The sequence below is a fragment of the Sphingomonas gellani genome (genome assembly GCF_900110035.1).
Taxonomy (GTDB): domain Bacteria; phylum Pseudomonadota; class Alphaproteobacteria; order Sphingomonadales; family Sphingomonadaceae; genus Sphingomonas; species Sphingomonas gellani.
The window spans coordinates 178,958-195,215 of record NZ_FOCF01000006.1 but is presented as its reverse complement, the minus strand read 5'-3'; the positions used below and the strand labels follow the sequence as shown (position 1 = coordinate 195,215).

Below are 16,258 nucleotides of genomic sequence, written 5' to 3'. Positions count from 1 at the left end.
TCGCCGGCGACTCAGCGCGCCAGCATCGGCCCCAGGGGCGCGCCGCCGAACAGATGGACGTGCAGGTGCGGCACCTCCTGCCCGCCATGGCCGCCGGTGTTGGCGAGCAGGCGGTAACCGTCCGCGACCAGCCCCTGCTCACGCGCGACATGCCCCACCGCGCGCACGAAACCGGCGATCTCCTCCGCCGGGGCATTGGCGGAGAAGTCGTCCCACGACACATAGGCGCCGCGCGGGATCACCAGGATGTGGGTCGCGGCCTGGGGCGCGATGTCGTGAAAGGCGACCGCCCACTGATCCTCATAAACCCGCGTCGACGGGATCTCCCCGCGCAGGATCCGGGCGAAGATGTTGGTGTCGTCGTAGGGCAGCGTGGCGTCGATCGGCATGGGCGATGCATCCGGCGAAGTTTACGAAGTGGAGAAAGTGGAGAGCTGAACGCGGTGTTTTCCAACAACCTTCGATGTCGATCCGGCGGCGGCAGGGCATTGGCGGGATCGCGGCGTGCTCATCGTTCCAAAGGCTGCCACAGGCCCGCCCTGTAGGACAGCCCCATGCCATGCGTTTCCGGCACCTGCGTTCGGATCAGCGTGGACGCGCCGCCTTTTCCTCATGCCCCGACACGCCCTCGCGCCGGGCGAGTTCCGCGCGCACGTCGTCCAGCGACAGGTCCGCGTCCGCCAACAGGATCAGCAGGTGGAACATGAGGTCCGCCGCCTCCGAGGTCAGCTTGGCCGGCTCCGCGGTCGCGGCGATCACCGTCTCAACCGCCTCCTCGCCCAGCTTTTGCGCGATCTTCAACCGGCCCTTGCCGAACAGGCTGGCGACATAGGACGATGCCGGATCGGTCCCCCGACGCTGGCGGATGATGTGTTCGAGGCGGTCGAGGGCGTCGGGCATGGGCGGCTCCATGGCCGCGCGTGGTGGCGGGCGCCGCCGATCCGGTCAAGCCGGCACCCTTTCGCGGCAACGCGGAAAGCGACATAGCAGCGCCTGCCATGCTCCCCGCCGCCCGCTCCCTGTCCGCGCTTGCCCTGACGGCAGCGCTGTTCCTCCTTTGCGCGACGCCTGCACGGGCGCAGCAGCAGGACGAACAGCTATGGTTGCAGGTCAACACGATCGTCCCGCTGGCCACCGATGCACGGGTGACGCTGGAACAGATCGCTCGGTTCAGCGACCGGCAGGACGGCCTGTACCAGACGGAGTTCGGCGGCCTGCTCGAATATCGGGTGGCGAAGGGCGTGCAACTCGGCTTCGGCTATCGCGATGTCGGGGCGCATAACGGCAACACCGCCGATGGCGAGGATCGGTTGCGTCAGCAGGTGGTGGCGACGTTCGGCGCGTTCACGACACGGCTGCGGGTGGACGAACGCTTCAGCCGGGGCGCGTCGGACACCGCGTTCCGCATTCGCCCGCTGATCCGTTACAATCACCGCCTGAACCCGCACGGGCTGGCGCTGTTCGTCAGTCACGAGAGCTTCATTCTGCCCAACAGCACCAGCTGGGGCCAGCGGCGCGGCTATGAAAGGATGCGCAACGTGGTCGGCCTGATGCTTCCCGTCGCACCGACGGTCAGTGCGGACGTGGGATATTTGAACCAGTATCGGCCCGCCCGTGGCGGCGCACGGGGACAGATGGACCACGCGCTCAGCCTGCAACTGACGATCAACCTGGCCGCGCATCCCGTCGCCCCGACGCATGATTGAGGGGGGCGGGAGCTAGGCTGTCTGGAAGAAAAGCCTTTTGGGGACACTGGCAGCGGAGCTTCAAAGCGGCTAAAAACGAGTGGATGGCTTGGTTCGCTCTCATCATCCCGCCGCTGATATGGGTGAAGGCAGCTTGGCTCTCACCCTTCTTACGAACGCAGAGGCATGGCTTGTCGGGGACGCTGTCGCTCATATCAGGGACGCTGATGTTCTCTTGGATCGGTTCGGACGATCCCAACCGACCTGCTCTCTTTACCGCTTCAGCGCTGGCGCTCGGAGCTATGCTCGCTGCGCTTCTGCTACCGGCACGTCGCGTCTACTAACGCCCATTCCCGTAGGCGCTTATTGCTTCAAGCGTTGTCTGTAGATCGTCCGCTTTCCATCAATAGGAGCAGACGTTCCGCTACCGCCCATAACCAGTCGATCATGGCTTGTGCTGCGCAGCCCGATTGCGGACGTTCGATCGCGGCGACATGATTGCTACATGGTACGCCTCGTCCTCGTCTTCGGCCTCGTGTTTCTCCCGTCCGTTCCGGCTGAAGCGCAGATACACGCCCGAAGCAGCTCAACGCTGGTGATAAGTCTGCCCGGCGTGCCTAACCCGCCTGTGAAAGATCGATACGCTGGGCGACTTTTCCGGGGAACGTGGCGCTGGGTCGATGAGATTGGCCAACCGGCATCCGTCGATCGCGTTCGAGCTTTGACAGAAGCAGCGTTGAGTTGCGGGCAGCGACGCCTCCAATGGCGCGGCTTAAGCTACGATCACGGCAACGAGATGCTCATCGCAAACAATGAGGCGGGCCAACGCGCGCTTACCTGTATTGCAGGCAAGGTGTCCTTCGACTTCTATGCCCGCGTCGAACGCATTAAGGTCCGCTAAGCCGCCCTTGCTCCTCAAAAGCGGACTGGCCGCTCTCCACCAGACACGGACATCAATATCGACGAGGCAAAGCGTCAAAGCCGCTGAATAGTCCGCAAACTTCAGCCGCGCTGGTCGATCATGGCGGCTTTACCAACCTTCCGGTTGAATGCAGGTAACGCATGACGGGGGGAGTGGTCGTGAGGCGCGGTGTTCTTGGTGTTGCCTGTCTGATCGCGGCGAGCGTCGCGGTGCCTTTGCACCTCGTGACGGCACAATCGTCCGCCGCGGTTAAGGGCAGGGTAGCGTCGCAGTCGGTTTCCGATCGGGATATCGACCGTTTCTGGCGGGCCTATGACGCCATCGGCGCGACCGGTGATCCGGCCGAGCGGCTTCGCCTGATCCGGACGCTTTACATCGATCCAGGTACGCCGGGCTTGCACGCCCTGATGGCGGCGCGGAGTTATACGGCGCAGCAATATGTCGATGCCATCGTCAACTGGCCGCATTTCTGGCGGTCCGTCAGGCCGCTAACCGCGCGGTCGCGTCAGGCGGTCGCGAGCCTCGACGGGGACGTGGCCCGGTTCCGTCGCCTGTATCCGGAACTGCGCCCGGCCTCGATCACCTACGCCATCGGTGTGCTGCGCACCGGGGGTACGACGACCGGGGACAAGGTGCTGATCGGGGCCGAGCTGGCGCTGGGCGACGAAAGCGTCGACGTGTCTGAGCTTCCCGAGCCGCTGCGCGCGCGTCTTCGCGTCTTCTTTGCGTCGCGCCCTTTCGCGAACAACGCGCAGAACAACATCCACGAATATGTGCATACCCAGCAGCAGGAGACGCAGGGCAGCCTGGCGCAGCAGGTCCTGCGCGAGGGTGTGGCGGAACTGGTGGCGGAGCTGATCACCAACCGGAAGCCGGCGCTGCCCGTCTACACCTATGGCCCGGCGCACGACGCGGCGATCCGGCAGCGCTTTCTGGCCGAGATGCGTGGGGACGATTACGACAACTGGCTGTGGAACAGCGCAAGCAATGCGTTCGGGGTCAGCGATGTGGGCTATTATGCCGGGTATAGCATCGCGCGCAGCTATTATGAGGCGGCCCGTGACAAGCGACGCGCGGTGAAGGACCTGATCGAGGTGCGCTACGACGATCCGGCGGCGGTGCGGGCGCTGATCGATCGCTCGGGTTATCTTGCGGCGCGGTAGTGATGACTGTCCTTTCCGAGGCGCGGTGAAACAGGCGACGCTCGGCCACGCCGGTCACGCCGCGTCGCGATCCTCCGTCAGCAGCCAGCGATAAGATGCGTTCCGGTCGTCGAAGATCTGCAGATAGGGTTGGCTCATGAAGCGGCGGACCTGCATGCGTTGCAGCGTGCTGCCGACGACGACCGCGATGCGGCTCGCCTTTGGGAAATCGCTGAGGCGGGTGTTGATCGCCAGCGCCGCGTCCCTTGGCTGGACCAGGCACGCGCTCATGGCGATGCGCAGGCGATAGCCCGGGCTGAACCCGGCCGCGACGAAGCGGCCGGTCAGGTCGGTCGCGTAGAGTTCCGCCATGTCCGGCGTGAACAGGCGCGTCCAATGGATGTCGCACAGATCGAGTTCGGGGTGGAAGGCGATGGAATAGGGCCGGTCGGGCATGGCCGGCATCGTAGGGACGAAAGCCTTGCCGAACCGCTAAGCCGCGCCGACCGGGGTCCGCACCGGCACGCCTGCGGCCGCCAAGGCCGCATGGGCGTCGGCGATCGATGCCTCGCCGAAATGGAAGATCGACGCGGCGAGCACGGCGGAGGCATGGCCCTGCGTGACGCCGGCGACCAGATCGTCCAGCCCGCCGACGCCTCCCGACGCGACCACCGGCACCGTGGTGCGGTCGGCGATCGCGCGGATCAGGTCCAGGTCGTAGCCGGAGCGAGTGCCGTCGCGGTCCATGGAGGTGACCAGCAACTCGCCCGCGCCGAGTTCCGCCAGGTGTAGCGCGTGCGCCACCGCGTCGATCCCCGTGCCGCGGCGGCCGCCATGGGTGAACACTTCCCATCCGGCATCGGTGCGGCGGGCATCGATGCTGGCGACGCAGCATTGCGCGCCGAACCGCTCCGCGATCTCCGCCACCACCTGGGGCCGGGACACGGCGGCGGAGTTCACCGCGACCTTGTCCGCCCCGGCCAGCAGCAGCGCGCGCGCGTCGTCGGCGCTACGCACCCCGCCGCCCACCGTCAGCGGCATGAAGCATTCCGCCGCCGTGCGACGCACCACGTCCAGGATGGTGCCGCGATCCTCATGACTGGCGGTGATGTCGAGGAAGCACAGCTCATCCGCGCCGGCCGCGTCATAGGCGCGGGCCTGTTCCACCGGATCGCCGGCATCGATCAGGTCGACGAAGTTGACGCCCTTGACCACCCGGCCGTTGGCGACGTCGAGACAGGGGATGACGCGGGCGCGAACGGTCATGCGCGCGCCATGCCCGCTCGGGCGGAACAGGGCAACAGGGGAGCGGCGCGCCTATCGCTGGGGAGCGGGGGTACCGACCTGCCGGTCGCTGACCGGCACGGGGCGCGAGCAGCCGTCCGTGCTGCGCAGGACGGTGTAGATGGCCTGGGCGGGCGGCTCCTTGCCCAGCGCGTGCGGACGCGCGGGCCCGGCCGCGTCGACGGGTTTGATCCGAGCGTCCTGACAGATCGGCTTTGCGGGCAGGTCGGCCGCGACGGCGAGGAGGATGACGGGAACGAACGGCGGCATGGCTCTGGTTCCTTCGTGACGGGGCAGCTTACCACCTGAGGGCGTTGATGCCAGCCGCTTTGGCGAAGGGGGGCTTGCCGGGGCTGAACGGCAGGTGCCGCTGCGATAGAGCGGCAGGGCGGGCAGTCGCAGCCGGCCGCCGGTCTGGAGAACCGGTGAGCGGATCGGGTCATTCGTAGGAGGCGACCTCGATCAGGCTGCCATCGGGATCGCGGACATAGGCGGAGCGGATCGGGCCGCGTGCGCCGTTCCTGGTGACGGGCCCCTGCTCGATGGCCACGCCCAACACCCGAAAATGGTCGGCCACCGCACCAGGCGGTATGTCGGTGAGGAAGCACAGGTCCGCGCTGCCGGCGGCGGGGGTGTGCGCGGTGAACCATTCTTCCTGGGAGGCGGAGAGGGGGCGCAGATTGATCTTGTTTATGCCGAAAGTCATGCTCGTGCGGGTGGAGCCGTCCTCTGCCCTGCTATCGTGGCGCTCCATGCCGAGCACGCTGGCGTACCACGCCGCAGAGCGTTCCACGTCACTGACATTGAACACGATGTGGTCGAATGCCGTCACTTCCATCACCTGCTGTTCCATGGTCGTCTCCGCCCCGCCAACGCGTGCCCGACGCAGCAATGCAGCCAGCGGAGCGTCGTTCCCGAAGCAAGGTGATAGCGGGATCGGACCTGTCGAGAGCGCGGCCAACGGGCGACTGGCCTTCCGCAACGTCATATCGCGAGTTCACGGGTTTGGATCGGCGGGTCCGTCTATATCAGCAGGCCCATACGGGCTGTCTTGGGAAAGGCGTTCGATGACCACCGCATTGTCGTGGAGGCTGGCCGAGCCGGCCGATGTGCCCGGCATCAACGCGCTGACCGCACGGTCAATCCGTGCGCTTCATGCCGACAGCTATGATCCCGCCGTGATCGATGAGGCGGTCAGCCATGCCTATGGCGTGGACTGGCAACTGGTCCGCGACGGGACGTACTTCGTTGCGGAGATCGATGGCGCCGTCGTGGGTGCGGGTGGCTGGAGCTACCGACAGACCATCGCGGGCGCCCATGGTCCGGACGACCCGCCCGGCGACCGGCTCGATCCCGCCATGGATGCCGCGCGGGTGCGGGCCTTTTATGTCGATCCCGCCTATGTGCGGCGCGGTGTGGGCGCGGTGTTGCTGAGGCTCAGCGAGGATGGCGCGCGGGCGGCCGGCTTTGCGCGGGCAGAGCTGACGTCGACCATCCCGGCCGTGCCCTTCTATGCGTCGTTCGGCTATGCGCCCGTACGGCCGTTCGACCTGCGATTGCCGAGCGGCTCGACCCTGCGGCTGGAGCTTATGGACAAGCCCCTGATACCCCGATCGGACCCCGACCGCTGACGCCGGCTTGCCCTTAGGCGGCGGCCGCGATGCTGAGCGCGGAGGACAGGTCCAGGCGGCCGTCGTACAGCGCGCGGCCGGTGATGACGCCCTCCACCCCGTCCTTTGCGTGCAGGGCGAGCAGGTGGATGTCGCCGATGCCCTTCACCCCGCCGCTGGCGATCACCGGGATCGACACTGCGCGGGCGAGGTCCACCGTCGCCTCCACGTTGCAGCCCTTCAGCAGGCCGTCGCGGCCGACGTCGGTGAACAACAGGCTGGCGACGCCGGCATCCTCGAACCGGCGGGCTAGGTCGACCACCGTCACGTCGGACACGCTGGCCCAGCCTTTGGTCGCGACCAGGCCGTCCTTTGCGTCGACCGCGACCACGATGCCGCCGGGAAAGTCGCGCGCGGCGTCCCGCACGAAATCGGGATCCTCCAGCGCGGCGGTGCCGATCACGACGCGGCTGACGCCCAGATCGAACCAGCGTTCGACGCTGGCACGGGTGCGGATGCCGCCGCCGAGCTGGACGTGGCCGGGAAAGCGCTGAAGGATCGCGGCCACGGCACCGCCATTGACGCTTTCGCCGGCAAAGGCGCCGTCCAGGTCGACGACATGCAGATATCCCGCGCCCGCCGCGGCGAAATCGGCGGCCTGCGCCGCGGGATCGTCGCCATAGATGGTGGCGCGGTCCATGTCGCCTTCGGCCAGGCGGACGACCTTGCCCCCTTTTAGGTCGATGGCGGGAAAGACGATCAGGCCGGGTGTCGCGGCGTCGGCCGGGTGTTGCTGGGTCACGTCGCTCAAGGCTGCCACTCCAGGAAACGCGACAGCAGATCGATGCCGTAGCGCTGGCTTTTTTCGGGATGGAATTGCACGCCGACCATGGTGTCGCGGCCGATGGCGGCGGTGACGGGGCCGGCATGATCGGTGGTCGCGATCACGCCCCCAGCGTCATCCTCGCCCTCGAACGCGAAGCTGTGCAGGAAATACGCCTCGCCGTGGCGGAGCAGGGGGTGTTCGCCCGTCGGCACCACGTCGTTCCAGCCCATGTGCGGCACCTTGGCGTCCATCGTGCCCGGCTCCAGCCGCCGCACGCGGCCGGGCAGCCAGCCGAGACCGCGATGCGTGCCGAGCTCTTCGCCGGTCTCCGCCATCAACTGCATGCCGACACAGATGCCGAAAAACGGCGTGCCCCGTTCCAGCACCGCGGCGTTCAGCGCCTGCTCCAGCCCGTCGACCCGGCGCAGGTTGGCCGCGCAGGCGCCGAACGCGCCGACACCGGGCAGCACGATGCGATCCGCCCCCGCGACCACGTACGGGTCGGCGGTCACCGCGATGTCGGTCGCGCCGGCCGCCCGCAATGCGTTTTCGACCGAATGGAGATTGCCCGATTCGATATCGATCAGCGCCAGCGACGCGCTGCGCCTCACAACACGCCTTTGGTCGAGGGGATCGCGTCGCTCTTGCGCGCGTCGATCTCCAGCGCGGTGCGCAGCGCGCGGGCCAGGCCCTTGTACGCGCTTTCGACGATGTGGTGGTTGTTGCGGCCGTACAGCGTCTCGACGTGCAGCGTGATGCCGGCGGCCTGGGCGAAGGAATGGAACCAATGCTCGAACAGCTCGGTGTCCATGTCGCCGATCTTGCCCTGCGAGAACGCCGTCTTCCACACCAGCCAGGGGCGCCCGGAAATGTCGAGCGCGACCCGCGTCAGGCATTCGTCCATCGGGGACAGCGCGTCGCCATAGCGGCGGATGCCGCGCTTTTCGCCCAGCGCCTTTGCCACAGCCTCACCGATCGCGATGCCCGTGTCCTCGACCGTGTGATGCTGGTCGATGTGCAGGTCGCCCTCCGTACGGACGTGCAGGTCGATCAGCGAATGGCGCGACAGCTGTTCCAGCATGTGGTCGAAAAATCCGACGCCGGTCTGGACGTCGTAGATCCCCGTGCCGTCCAGGTTGACGGAAACGGCGATGCGGGTTTCGGCCGTGTTGCGGGTGATGGTCGCGGTGCGCATGGTTGCGACCGCAAATAGCGCACCCGTGCGCCCATGCAATCTTGACCCCTCAACAAAGGACGCTACGCCAAGGGACATGAGCGATGGCCTGCCCGACAGTCTGATTCCGTACGACGAAATCGTCCAGGAGGCGCTGCGCGCCGTGGTCGGCCGTGTGCTGGGCACGGTGGCCAAGGATGGTGGCCTGCCGGGCGAGCATCATTTCTACATCACCTTCAAGACGCAGGCCCCCGGCGTCGACATCCCGCGCCGGCTGGTGGAGCGGTTCCCGGACGAGATGACCATCGTCCTGCAGAATCGTTATTGGGACCTGCTGGTCGACGACCAGCGTTTCTCTGTCGGGCTGAGCTTCAACCAGATCCCGTCGAAGCTGGTGGTGCCGTACTCCGCGATCACCGGATTCCATGACCCCGCGGTCAATTTCGAGCTGCGGTTCCAGGCGCAGATCGACGGCGAGGATACGCCGGAGCCGCATGACGAGGCGGAGAATGACGGCCCGGCGGTGCAGCCGGTCGAGGACGGCTCCAACGTCGTCAGCGTGGATTTCAAGCGGAAGAAGTAAGGTGTGGCCGGCGAGTCGGCCGCAGGGCCGGTGGTCGGCATGCGAGCTCGTTCTGGCGGGAGCCGGCCGGACTCAAGGTGCGCGCTGAGCCGGGTCGAGGCGGGCCCGCATCGGCGGGCCGGTCTACGCCGATCGACGCCAAGGCTATCCCCGTGGCTGAATGTCGCTGCGATTTGCACCGCTGACCGTATTTGCGTGCGCCGGCTCGGCGGGCATAATCCTGGAACGAAGGACGTGGCGCGGGCTGGCTTGATCGGCACCGGAGCCTCGTAAGGCGCGCCGGTCAGGTAAGGGCACATCGCCTCACGACTACCATCGCGTGGCCGACATTAGCTGCGCCTGCGACCGCCCTCCGCTGTCGCCTCGGCCAGTCTCGGCAGCCTTCCGACGCTGCGCTCCGTCACACTCGCTGGCTTGAGGCACCGTCTCCCCGATCCGCCGTGTGGCATGCGTCCACTTCGGTCAAACGCACGCCACAGTCGGAACCGATAACCCGGTTCCGCGCGTTCACCGCCGCACCATGCCCCATGCCAGCGACATCGTGACGTGCGACGGGCCCGACAGCCCGCATGCCTTTGACATCGTTCCCCTGAAGCCCCGCAACGGATCGCTCGACGCGCAGTGCCCGGTGTGCAGAGGCCACGGCGAATGGAATGTTGAGATCGATCTGGTCAGCTTTCGCTGCAAGCGAATGATCTGCGACCCGTGCCTGGGCGCGGGATGGATCGAGACGGGCAGCGATCCGGTCGGCTTTCCCGATATCGAGATGTCGCCCGACGGACACCCGCACTGGGTGGTCGCCTATGTCCCCAGAAAGGATGTGGGCGAAAAGAACGTGAGCGACGGTAACCTGCTGGCGCCTTGATCCCGGCGCTCTGATCCGCTGTTCAGGAGAGCAGCGGCTTCAGGTCGATCTCACGGTCGAACTTCAGGCCCGCGCGCCCCTTGCTGAGACGCGCCACGCGACACAGCACGCCGCCCAGCTTGGGCAGGATGGCGATGACGAAATCATCCACCTGGAGCGAGCCGGCATCGTCGACCAGCATGCCGGAGCGGGAAATATTCATCGCCAACGCGGTGAAGGGGGCAGTGGTCGGACCGCTGATCTCTGTCGGGAATGAAAGCTCCAGCCGCTCGGCGCGCTTCACGAAGCGGGTGTGATCGAGAACGGCGGTCTGCATGTGCCTTGCGATAAAGGGGCAGGGTTCACAACCGCTTAATCCCATCCGTAAAGTACCCGCGCTTTGCGACGAAGCGAGCGCGCTGTGTGGCCGAGCCGAAAGGACAAAGGCATCTGGACGTCGATCCGAGCACTTGTCCCGACGAGGCCGGACCATTTCGGCGGCGCCTATGCCGACGCAACCTGTGCGGGCCAGTTCCGTTCATGCCGGCATGACCCAGCCCGACGCCACCACCGCCACCCGCACCGAAACCGACTCGATTGGTCCGATCGAGGTTCCCGCGCAGGCCTATTGGGGGGCGCAGACCGAGCGCAGCCTGGAGAATTTCCCGTTCGGCGAACGCGAGCGGATGCCGATCGGCATCATCCATGCGCTGGCGATCGTCAAACAGGCATGCGCACGGGTAAACCGCCGCCACGGGCTGGACAGCGCAAAGGCCGATGCGATCGAGGCGGCGGCGGCGGAGATCGCCGCGGCCAAGCTGGACGACCAGTTCCCGCTTGTCATCTGGCAGACGGGCAGCGGCACACAGTCGAACATGAACGTCAACGAGGTCATCGCCGGCCGCGCCAACGAGGCGATGACCGGCACGCGCGGCGGCAAGAGCCCGGTTCACCCCAATGACGACGTCAATCGCGGGCAGTCGTCCAACGACAGCTTCCCCACCGCGCTGCACGTCGCGGCGGCGTTGGCGGTTACGCGGCAGCTTTATCCGGCACTCGACCGCCTGCACGCCGCGCTGGATGCGAAGGCGAAGGAATGGGCCGATCTGGTCAAGATCGGGCGTACCCACCTGCAGGACGCGACGCCGCTGACGTTGGGGCAGGAATTCTCCGGCTATGCGCAGCAGATCTGGAACGCGAAGAAGCGGATCGAAGGGACGCTGGAGCGCAACATCATGCCGCTGGCGCAGGGCGGCACGGCGGTCGGTACCGGCCTGAACGCGCCGGCAGGCTTTGCGGAGGACGTGGCCAGCGAGATCGCGGACCTGACCGGCCTGCCGTTCGTCACCGCGCCCAACAAGTTCGAGGCGCTGGCGTCGAACGACGGACTGGTCGACCTGCACGGGACGCTGAACGTGCTGGCGGTCGCGCTGACCAAGATCGCCAACGACATCCGCCTGCTGGGCAGCGGGCCGCGATCGGGGCTGGGCGAGCTGGAACTGCCCGCCAACGAGCCGGGCAGTTCGATCATGCCGGGAAAGGTCAATCCGACCCAGTGCGAGATGCTGACCATGGTCGCGGCGCAGGTGATCGGCAACAACGTCGCGGTCACCGCGGGCGGAATGCAGGGGCATATGGAACTCAACGTCTTCAAGCCGCTGATCGGCGCGAACGTGCTGCGGTCGGTGGCGCTGCTGTCGGTCGGGATGGAAAGCTTTGCCGAGCGGACGGTGGAGGGGACGATCGCCCGGCGCGACAACATCAAGGCGCTGGTCGACCGATCGTTGATGCTGGTCACCGCGCTGGCGCCGGAGATCGGGTACGACAACGCGGCCAAGATCGCCAAGCACGCGCACCAGACAGGGCAGACGCTGAAGGAGGCGGGGCTGGAACTGGGGCTGGTCGATGCGGAGACGTTCGACCGCATCGTGAAGCCGGAGGCGATGCTGGGCGAGCGGGGCTAGCGCGCAGGCGGCGCCAGGCCGGTTGGTCCGGCCGGGGCAGTTGAGCGACCGTCGGACGAGGCGGCTGCGCCATGACGGGAACTCCGCCCGCGCTTCCCGCGTCTTGCTGCCAAAGGAGTATGCTTCAGTGAGTGCAACCACCATCGGCGCCCTGATCGGCGGCGCGATCGACAGCATGAGCGGCGACGATTCGGCGGCGGACGGCGCGATCAAGGGCGCGATCGCGGCCAATGTGCTGAAGGTCGTGGCGCCGATAGCGGTGACCTACGCCGTGGGCTGGGCGGTGTTGCGCGGCGCGGGCGTGCTCAAGGATCGTGTGTTCGGAGAGGTGCAGCAATGATCGGCAAGGTGATCGGCGCGCTGGTCGGGCGTGAGTTGGACCGTTGCGAGGGCGGTGGTGGGGCCAGGGGTGCCCTGGTCGGCGCACTCGCGGTCGGCGCGATGCGGCGCATGGGGCCGCTCGGCCTGCTGCTCGGCGGCGGCTATGTCGCGAAGAAGGCCTATGATCGTCGGCGGGAGGCGCGCACGACCCGCTAACCCGCCTGCCACACCCGGATCGCATCGACCGGGTGGATCAGCATCAACAGGTTGAGTGTCAGATTGTCGCGGATCGCCGCAAGGGCGATCAGTTCCAGCGCGACGCCGAGCGCGACGGTGCCCCATGGCGGCAGTCGGCGTGCGATCAGGAAACCTGCCGCCATGCAGGTGATGTCGGCCATGGAATTGACGATGCTGTCGCCGGCATAGCCCCAAGCCAGCGTCACCGCACGATAGCGGTCGATGATGATCGGTGAATTCTCCAGCACTTCCCAACCCGCCTCGATCAGTACCGCGAGGGTCAGGCGGGCAGCGGGCGGCCAGCGCCTCAGCACCATCCACCCCGCCGCATAGAAGAGCAGGCCGTGGACCACGTGGCTGAGGCTGTACCAGTCGAGCAGTTGCTGGCTGTTCTCGGCCGATTGCACGGTGCCGTGCCACAGCTTCACCGTGCCGCACGGACAGATCGGGGGGCGTCCCTCCACCAGCAAGCCCAGGGCGGCGAGCATGACGATGGCGGCGATCAGCCATGCACTTTTCGCCGCGACACGCTCGCCGATGCTTGACGCCCGCCCCATCGCACCCCCACTAGCGCGCATGGACGCTCCCGCCCAGCCCGACCTCCAGCCGGATCCCCACGGGTCTGATCCTCATGGCGCCGATGCCCATGGCTTCAAACGCCGCGGCATGTTGTTCGTGCTGTCCTCGCCATCGGGTGCGGGCAAGTCGACCATCGCGCGCAAGCTGCTGGCCGCCGACCCGGACCTGGCCATGTCGGTATCCGCGACGACCCGGCCGATGCGCCCGGGTGAGGTCGAGGGGCGCGATTATCATTTCGTCGACCTGGAGGAATTCCGGCGCATGGCGGCGGCGGACGAGTTCCTGGAATGGGCGCACGTCTTCGGCCATCGCTACGGCACGCCGCGCGCGCAGGTGGAATCGATGCTGGCGGCCGGCAAGGACGTGTTGTTCGACATCGACTGGCAGGGCGCGCAACAGCTGTTCCAGATCGCGGGCGGCGATGTGGTGCGCGTCTTCATCTTCCCTCCATCGATGGAGGAACTGCGCCGGCGCCTGTCGGGTCGGGCAACCGATTCGGAGGCGGTGATCGAGGCGCGCATGGCCCGCGCCGCCAACGAGGTCAGCCACTGGGACGGGTATGATTATGTCCTGGTCAACGACGATGTGGAGCGGTGCTTTTCGGGCGTGCGCACCATCCTGTGCGCCGAACGTCTGAAGCGGTCGCGCCAGACAGGGCTGATCGGCTTCATCCGCCGCCTGACACGCTGACCGCTCAGCCGTTTGGTCAGGAGGGCAGGGTTCGGTCAGAAGGGCAGGGTCAGGTTCACCATCGCGCGGCGGCTGATCATGCCGTCGGGCATCGTCTGCTGATCGGCGGTCACCGAGCCTTTGACCTGGCCGACCAGCGTCGTTTCTGCACGCACCGGTGCTTTCGGTCGTGGGGGCGGCAGGGACTTGATGCGGAAGCGCATCGGATCGTCGGGGGCGCAGACCACCACCTCGTCCGCCGCAGCGGCAGCGCAGTCTTTCGCGGACGGGGCCAAGAGGCCGATTCGCTCTGGTGCGCCGCGCTTCTCGGCAGTGACGGCGGCCTGCGATGCGATCGCCAACAACAAGATCGTGACGCGATGCTACGCTGAGACCGTATGATCTGCTGGCCAACACCGGCGAAAATGCGGCGGTGATGCCGAGATGTCGCACATTTGTGCGAAATACCTAGGCGCGGAACATGACAATATGTGTTGCGTTGCGGTGCACAAGTTTGAAGGGAACGAGACTATGCTGAAGAAGATTGCCTCTGCGACTGCCGCGATTGTACTGACTGCGGCTCCCGTGATGGCCGCTCCGGCCCCGACGGCCGACGTGAACCCCGCCGCGAAGCTGTCGGTCGGTTCGTCGGTCCGCGCCGGTTCGTCCAGCCGTGGCGACAAGCTGGCGGCTCCGGGTTCGATCATCGCCCTGGTGCTGGGTGCGGCGATCGTTGCGGGTGGCATCATCATCGCCGTCGACGACGACGACGACTCCAACAGCAACTGATCCTGTCTCCGACTAGGGTGCGTCGGCTTCGGCCGGACCGCGCCCTAGCGGAGCAGTTTTAGAAATCGCGTCGCTGCGTTGAACTCGCGGCGGCGCGTTTCGCGTGTCTGGCGGGCGAGCGTGTCCTCGCCCCATTGGTCCGCCTGCCAATCCTCATCGACATGCGCCGCGCTCCATGCCGCGTCTGCGTCGATCGCCTGTTCCAGCACGGCCAAGGCGAGAAGCAGCGACCCGGTCAGGGTCACCACCGGCGAGAGCCCGGCGAGTGTGAATGCATCCTGACGGATCACGGCGTCTCCCAGCCGGTTCAGCGTCGCCGCCGGCTGTGCCCGGTGGATCATGCCGGTGACGGTGTCGACATGGACGTCGTAGCGCGTCCGCACCCAATCCAGCACCGGGTCCCATGCCGCCGCTTGCCGCGCGACAAGCGGATCCGGCGCGTCGGCGCGGTAGCAGAGCAGGTCGCTTTCGCCATAGCGGGCCAGATCGGCCGCGAACCGCTCCGGGTCGGGGGCGATCCAATCGATCGCGGCGTTGGCCAGCCCGGTCAGCGGCATCGCGCGCGGATCGAGGGTCTCACCGACCGCGCGCCATTCCTCCGCGACAGCCTTGGCCAGCGCGTCGGTCGGCAGGGTGAGCGGCATGCGGCCGGGTGTCCGTACAGGACGGCCGTCCAGCGTGATACCGCGCGACGCGTCGACCGCAACCTGCGTCCAGAACCGCTTCACCGCGACCTCCAACGCCGGGCCAGATGGCGGGGCAGGGTGGCGAGGACAAGCAGCGCCGACACGACGATGCCCACCCCCAACAGCTTGGTCGGCATGTCGACGGCGCGTCCGGCCAGCACCACGCCCAGCACCGCGCCCGCCGCCGGTACGATCCGCGCCAGGGTCAGCAGCAGCCAGCGCTGAAAGGCGACCGTTTCGTTGGTGCTCATGGCCGCGCCACCAGTCCGGGCAGTTGCATCGCGTGTTCGGCCACGACATCCGCGCCCGCGGCCATCAACTCGCCGACCGTGTGATAGCCCCAGGCGACACCCACCGTGCGCGCGCCGGACGCGCGGCCCATCGCCATGTCGAAGCTGGTGTCGCCGATCATCGCCGTGGTGGATGGGGATGCGCCGGCCTCTGCCATGCCGGCGAACACCATCGCCGGATCGGGTTTCGACGGGTGCCGGTCCGCCGTTTGCAGGGTCACGAACAGGTCGGTCATCCCATGATGATCGAGGATATGGGCAAGCCCGCGATCCGACTTCCCGGTCGCGACTCCCAGAACCCAGCCGTCGTCGCGCAGGCTGCGCAGCGTCGCCGCGACGCCGTCGAACAGCGGCTCCGCATCCAGTGTGCCGTCGTCGCGCATGGCGCGGAACGTCCGCTTGTAGCTTTCGGCAAGGTCGCGGTGCAGTTCCGTGGACGCATCCGGCAACAGCGCCCCCATCGCCTCCGGCAGGCTCAGGCCGACGATGCGCCGCACGGCGGCGCGATCGGGCGTGGGGAGCGCATGCTGGGTAAAGGCATTCTCCATCGCGCGGCAGATATTGGCCTGGCTGTCGACCAGCGTGCCGTCGCAGTCGAACAGGGCGAGTTTTACGGTCATCACGGGCGCATTACGGCGTCCGGGGAGCGGGGG

General features: G+C 67.1%; 26 protein-coding genes. 11 read left to right on the top strand and 15 right to left on the bottom strand.

Translation table 11 applies throughout. From position 1 onward, the window contains the following. Positions 1-11 precede the first annotated feature (11 nt). A complete protein-coding gene (locus tag BMX37_RS13100) occupies positions 12-389 on the bottom strand; it encodes a histidine triad nucleotide-binding protein (protein ID WP_093666175.1) in 378 nt (125 codons plus the stop codon). Positions 390-585: 196 nt separating this feature from the next. Continuing rightward, positions 586-900 (bottom strand): phosphoribosyl-ATP diphosphatase, encoded by a 315-nt coding sequence (locus tag BMX37_RS13095; protein WP_093666274.1) that lies wholly within the window; start codon positions 898-900, stop codon positions 586-588. A gap of 23 nt (positions 901-923) precedes the next feature. On the opposite strand from BMX37_RS13095, the gene BMX37_RS13090 reads away from it, so the two are divergent. The 3 genes from BMX37_RS13090 to BMX37_RS13085 all read left to right on the top strand — a co-directional run bounded on the left by BMX37_RS13090 (position 924) and on the right by BMX37_RS13085 (position 3,770). After that, the gene (locus BMX37_RS13090) at positions 924-1,706 is read left to right on the top strand and encodes a DUF2490 domain-containing protein (RefSeq protein WP_244501573.1); all 783 of its coding nucleotides are present in this window, start codon (positions 924-926) and stop codon (positions 1,704-1,706) included. 484 nt (positions 1,707-2,190) lie between these two features. Beyond that, positions 2,191-2,586 carry a hypothetical protein gene (locus tag BMX37_RS18540; RefSeq protein ID WP_139198089.1) on the top strand — a complete coding sequence of 132 codons (396 nt, stop codon included), beginning with the start codon at positions 2,191-2,193 and terminating at the stop codon, positions 2,584-2,586. Positions 2,587-2,765: 179 nt separating this feature from the next. After that, the gene (locus tag BMX37_RS13085) at positions 2,766-3,770 is read left to right on the top strand and encodes a DUF2268 domain-containing putative Zn-dependent protease (RefSeq protein WP_244501572.1); all 1,005 of its coding nucleotides are present in this window, start codon (positions 2,766-2,768) and stop codon (positions 3,768-3,770) included. Between the two features lie 54 nt (positions 3,771-3,824). Here the strand turns inward: BMX37_RS13085 and BMX37_RS13080 are convergent, their stop codons facing one another. The 4 genes from BMX37_RS13080 to BMX37_RS13065 form a co-directional block, all read right to left on the bottom strand. Further along, positions 3,825-4,214: an STAS/SEC14 domain-containing protein gene (locus tag BMX37_RS13080; protein ID WP_244501571.1), complete on the bottom strand. Its 390-nt coding sequence runs from the start codon at positions 4,212-4,214 to the stop codon at positions 3,825-3,827. A gap of 27 nt (positions 4,215-4,241) precedes the next feature. Next, complete coding sequence (hisF, locus tag BMX37_RS13075; RefSeq protein ID WP_093666174.1) at positions 4,242-5,015, bottom strand: imidazole glycerol phosphate synthase subunit HisF; 774 nt, start codon at positions 5,013-5,015, stop codon at positions 4,242-4,244. Positions 5,016-5,066: 51 nt separating this feature from the next. Continuing rightward, positions 5,067-5,303, bottom strand: a complete 237-nt coding sequence (locus tag BMX37_RS13070; protein ID WP_093666173.1) for a hypothetical protein — start codon at positions 5,301-5,303, stop codon at positions 5,067-5,069. A gap of 169 nt (positions 5,304-5,472) precedes the next feature. Next, the gene (locus BMX37_RS13065; protein WP_093666270.1) at positions 5,473-5,886 is read right to left on the bottom strand and encodes a VOC family protein; all 414 of its coding nucleotides are present in this window, start codon (positions 5,884-5,886) and stop codon (positions 5,473-5,475) included. Between the two features lie 214 nt (positions 5,887-6,100). Here BMX37_RS13065 and BMX37_RS18855 point away from each other — a divergent pair, with 214 nt between their 5' ends. After that, positions 6,101-6,664, top strand: coding sequence for a GNAT family N-acetyltransferase (locus BMX37_RS18855; RefSeq protein WP_170841968.1), 564 nt, complete (start codon positions 6,101-6,103; stop codon positions 6,662-6,664). A 13-nt stretch (positions 6,665-6,677) separates the two neighbouring features. Here BMX37_RS18855 and hisA read toward each other — a convergent pair whose 3' ends face one another. Genes hisA through hisB form a run of 3 tightly spaced genes read right to left on the bottom strand, consistent with a single transcriptional unit; the run spans position 6,678 to position 8,664 of the window. Beyond that, positions 6,678-7,406, bottom strand: a complete 729-nt coding sequence (gene hisA, locus BMX37_RS13055) for a 1-(5-phosphoribosyl)-5-[(5-phosphoribosylamino)methylideneamino]imidazole-4-carboxamide isomerase (protein WP_093666269.1) — start codon at positions 7,404-7,406, stop codon at positions 6,678-6,680. Positions 7,407-7,450: 44 nt separating this feature from the next. Further along, positions 7,451-8,080 (bottom strand): imidazole glycerol phosphate synthase subunit HisH, encoded by a 630-nt coding sequence (gene hisH / locus BMX37_RS13050; protein ID WP_093666171.1) that lies wholly within the window; start codon positions 8,078-8,080, stop codon positions 7,451-7,453. After that, on the bottom strand, positions 8,077-8,664 hold the full coding sequence (gene hisB / locus BMX37_RS13045; protein ID WP_093666170.1) for an imidazoleglycerol-phosphate dehydratase HisB: 588 nt from the start codon (positions 8,662-8,664) through the stop codon (positions 8,077-8,079). Before hisB ends, hisH begins: the two co-directional genes overlap by 4 nt. Positions 8,665-8,740: 76 nt before the next feature. On the opposite strand from hisB, the gene BMX37_RS13040 reads away from it, so the two are divergent. Further along, a complete protein-coding gene (locus BMX37_RS13040) occupies positions 8,741-9,226 on the top strand; it encodes an SspB family protein (protein WP_093666169.1) in 486 nt (161 codons plus the stop codon). 520 nt (positions 9,227-9,746) lie between these two features. Further along, entirely contained in the window at positions 9,747-10,091 is a 345-nt protein-coding gene (locus BMX37_RS13035) for a hypothetical protein (protein WP_093666168.1), read from the top strand. Between the two features lie 22 nt (positions 10,092-10,113). Here BMX37_RS13035 and BMX37_RS13030 read toward each other — a convergent pair whose 3' ends face one another. Further along, on the bottom strand, positions 10,114-10,407 hold the full coding sequence (locus BMX37_RS13030) for a hypothetical protein (protein WP_093666167.1): 294 nt from the start codon (positions 10,405-10,407) through the stop codon (positions 10,114-10,116). A 211-nt stretch (positions 10,408-10,618) separates the two neighbouring features. Between BMX37_RS13030 and fumC the strand changes: the two genes are divergently transcribed. The 3 genes from fumC (at position 10,619) to BMX37_RS13015 (ending at position 12,571) form a co-directional block, all read left to right on the top strand. Next, on the top strand, positions 10,619-12,034 hold the full coding sequence (gene fumC / locus BMX37_RS13025) for a class II fumarate hydratase (protein ID WP_093666166.1): 1,416 nt from the start codon (positions 10,619-10,621) through the stop codon (positions 12,032-12,034). Positions 12,035-12,161: 127 nt separating this feature from the next. Next, entirely contained in the window at positions 12,162-12,374 is a 213-nt protein-coding gene (locus BMX37_RS13020; RefSeq protein WP_093666165.1) for a hypothetical protein, read from the top strand. Further along, on the top strand, positions 12,371-12,571 hold the full coding sequence (locus BMX37_RS13015; RefSeq protein WP_093666164.1) for a hypothetical protein: 201 nt from the start codon (positions 12,371-12,373) through the stop codon (positions 12,569-12,571). The genes BMX37_RS13020 and BMX37_RS13015 overlap by 4 nt, the downstream gene beginning before the upstream one ends. Here BMX37_RS13015 and BMX37_RS13010 read toward each other — a convergent pair. Further along, positions 12,568-13,149: a DUF2585 domain-containing protein gene (locus tag BMX37_RS13010; RefSeq protein WP_093666163.1), complete on the bottom strand. Its 582-nt coding sequence runs from the start codon at positions 13,147-13,149 to the stop codon at positions 12,568-12,570. The two genes, BMX37_RS13015 and BMX37_RS13010, sit on opposite strands and share 4 nt — an antisense overlap. Positions 13,150-13,258: 109 nt before the next feature. On the opposite strand from BMX37_RS13010, the gene gmk reads away from it, so the two are divergent. Next, positions 13,259-13,861: a guanylate kinase gene (gene gmk / locus BMX37_RS13005; RefSeq protein ID WP_093666268.1), complete on the top strand. Its 603-nt coding sequence runs from the start codon at positions 13,259-13,261 to the stop codon at positions 13,859-13,861. Positions 13,862-13,896: 35 nt separating this feature from the next. Here the strand turns inward: gmk and BMX37_RS13000 are convergent, their stop codons facing one another. Next, positions 13,897-14,202 (bottom strand): hypothetical protein, encoded by a 306-nt coding sequence (locus BMX37_RS13000; protein WP_139198088.1) that lies wholly within the window; start codon positions 14,200-14,202, stop codon positions 13,897-13,899. Positions 14,203-14,371: 169 nt separating this feature from the next. On the opposite strand from BMX37_RS13000, the gene BMX37_RS12995 reads away from it, so the two are divergent. Further along, positions 14,372-14,629, top strand: a complete 258-nt coding sequence (locus tag BMX37_RS12995) for a hypothetical protein (RefSeq protein ID WP_093666161.1) — start codon at positions 14,372-14,374, stop codon at positions 14,627-14,629. Between the two features lie 44 nt (positions 14,630-14,673). Here BMX37_RS12995 and BMX37_RS12990 read toward each other — a convergent pair whose 3' ends face one another. From BMX37_RS12990 to BMX37_RS12980, 3 genes are read right to left on the bottom strand one after another with little or no spacing between them, the layout of a single operon-like run. Further along, positions 14,674-15,357 carry an ATP12 family chaperone protein gene (locus BMX37_RS12990; RefSeq protein ID WP_093666267.1) on the bottom strand — a complete coding sequence of 228 codons (684 nt, stop codon included), beginning with the start codon at positions 15,355-15,357 and terminating at the stop codon, positions 14,674-14,676. Further along, positions 15,354-15,566 (bottom strand): hypothetical protein, encoded by a 213-nt coding sequence (locus BMX37_RS12985; protein WP_093666160.1) that lies wholly within the window; start codon positions 15,564-15,566, stop codon positions 15,354-15,356. Before BMX37_RS12985 ends, BMX37_RS12990 begins: the two co-directional genes overlap by 4 nt. Next, positions 15,563-16,225, bottom strand: coding sequence for an HAD-IA family hydrolase (locus BMX37_RS12980; RefSeq protein WP_093666159.1), 663 nt, complete (start codon positions 16,223-16,225; stop codon positions 15,563-15,565). Before BMX37_RS12980 ends, BMX37_RS12985 begins: the two co-directional genes overlap by 4 nt. Positions 16,226-16,258: the final 33 nt, after the last annotated feature.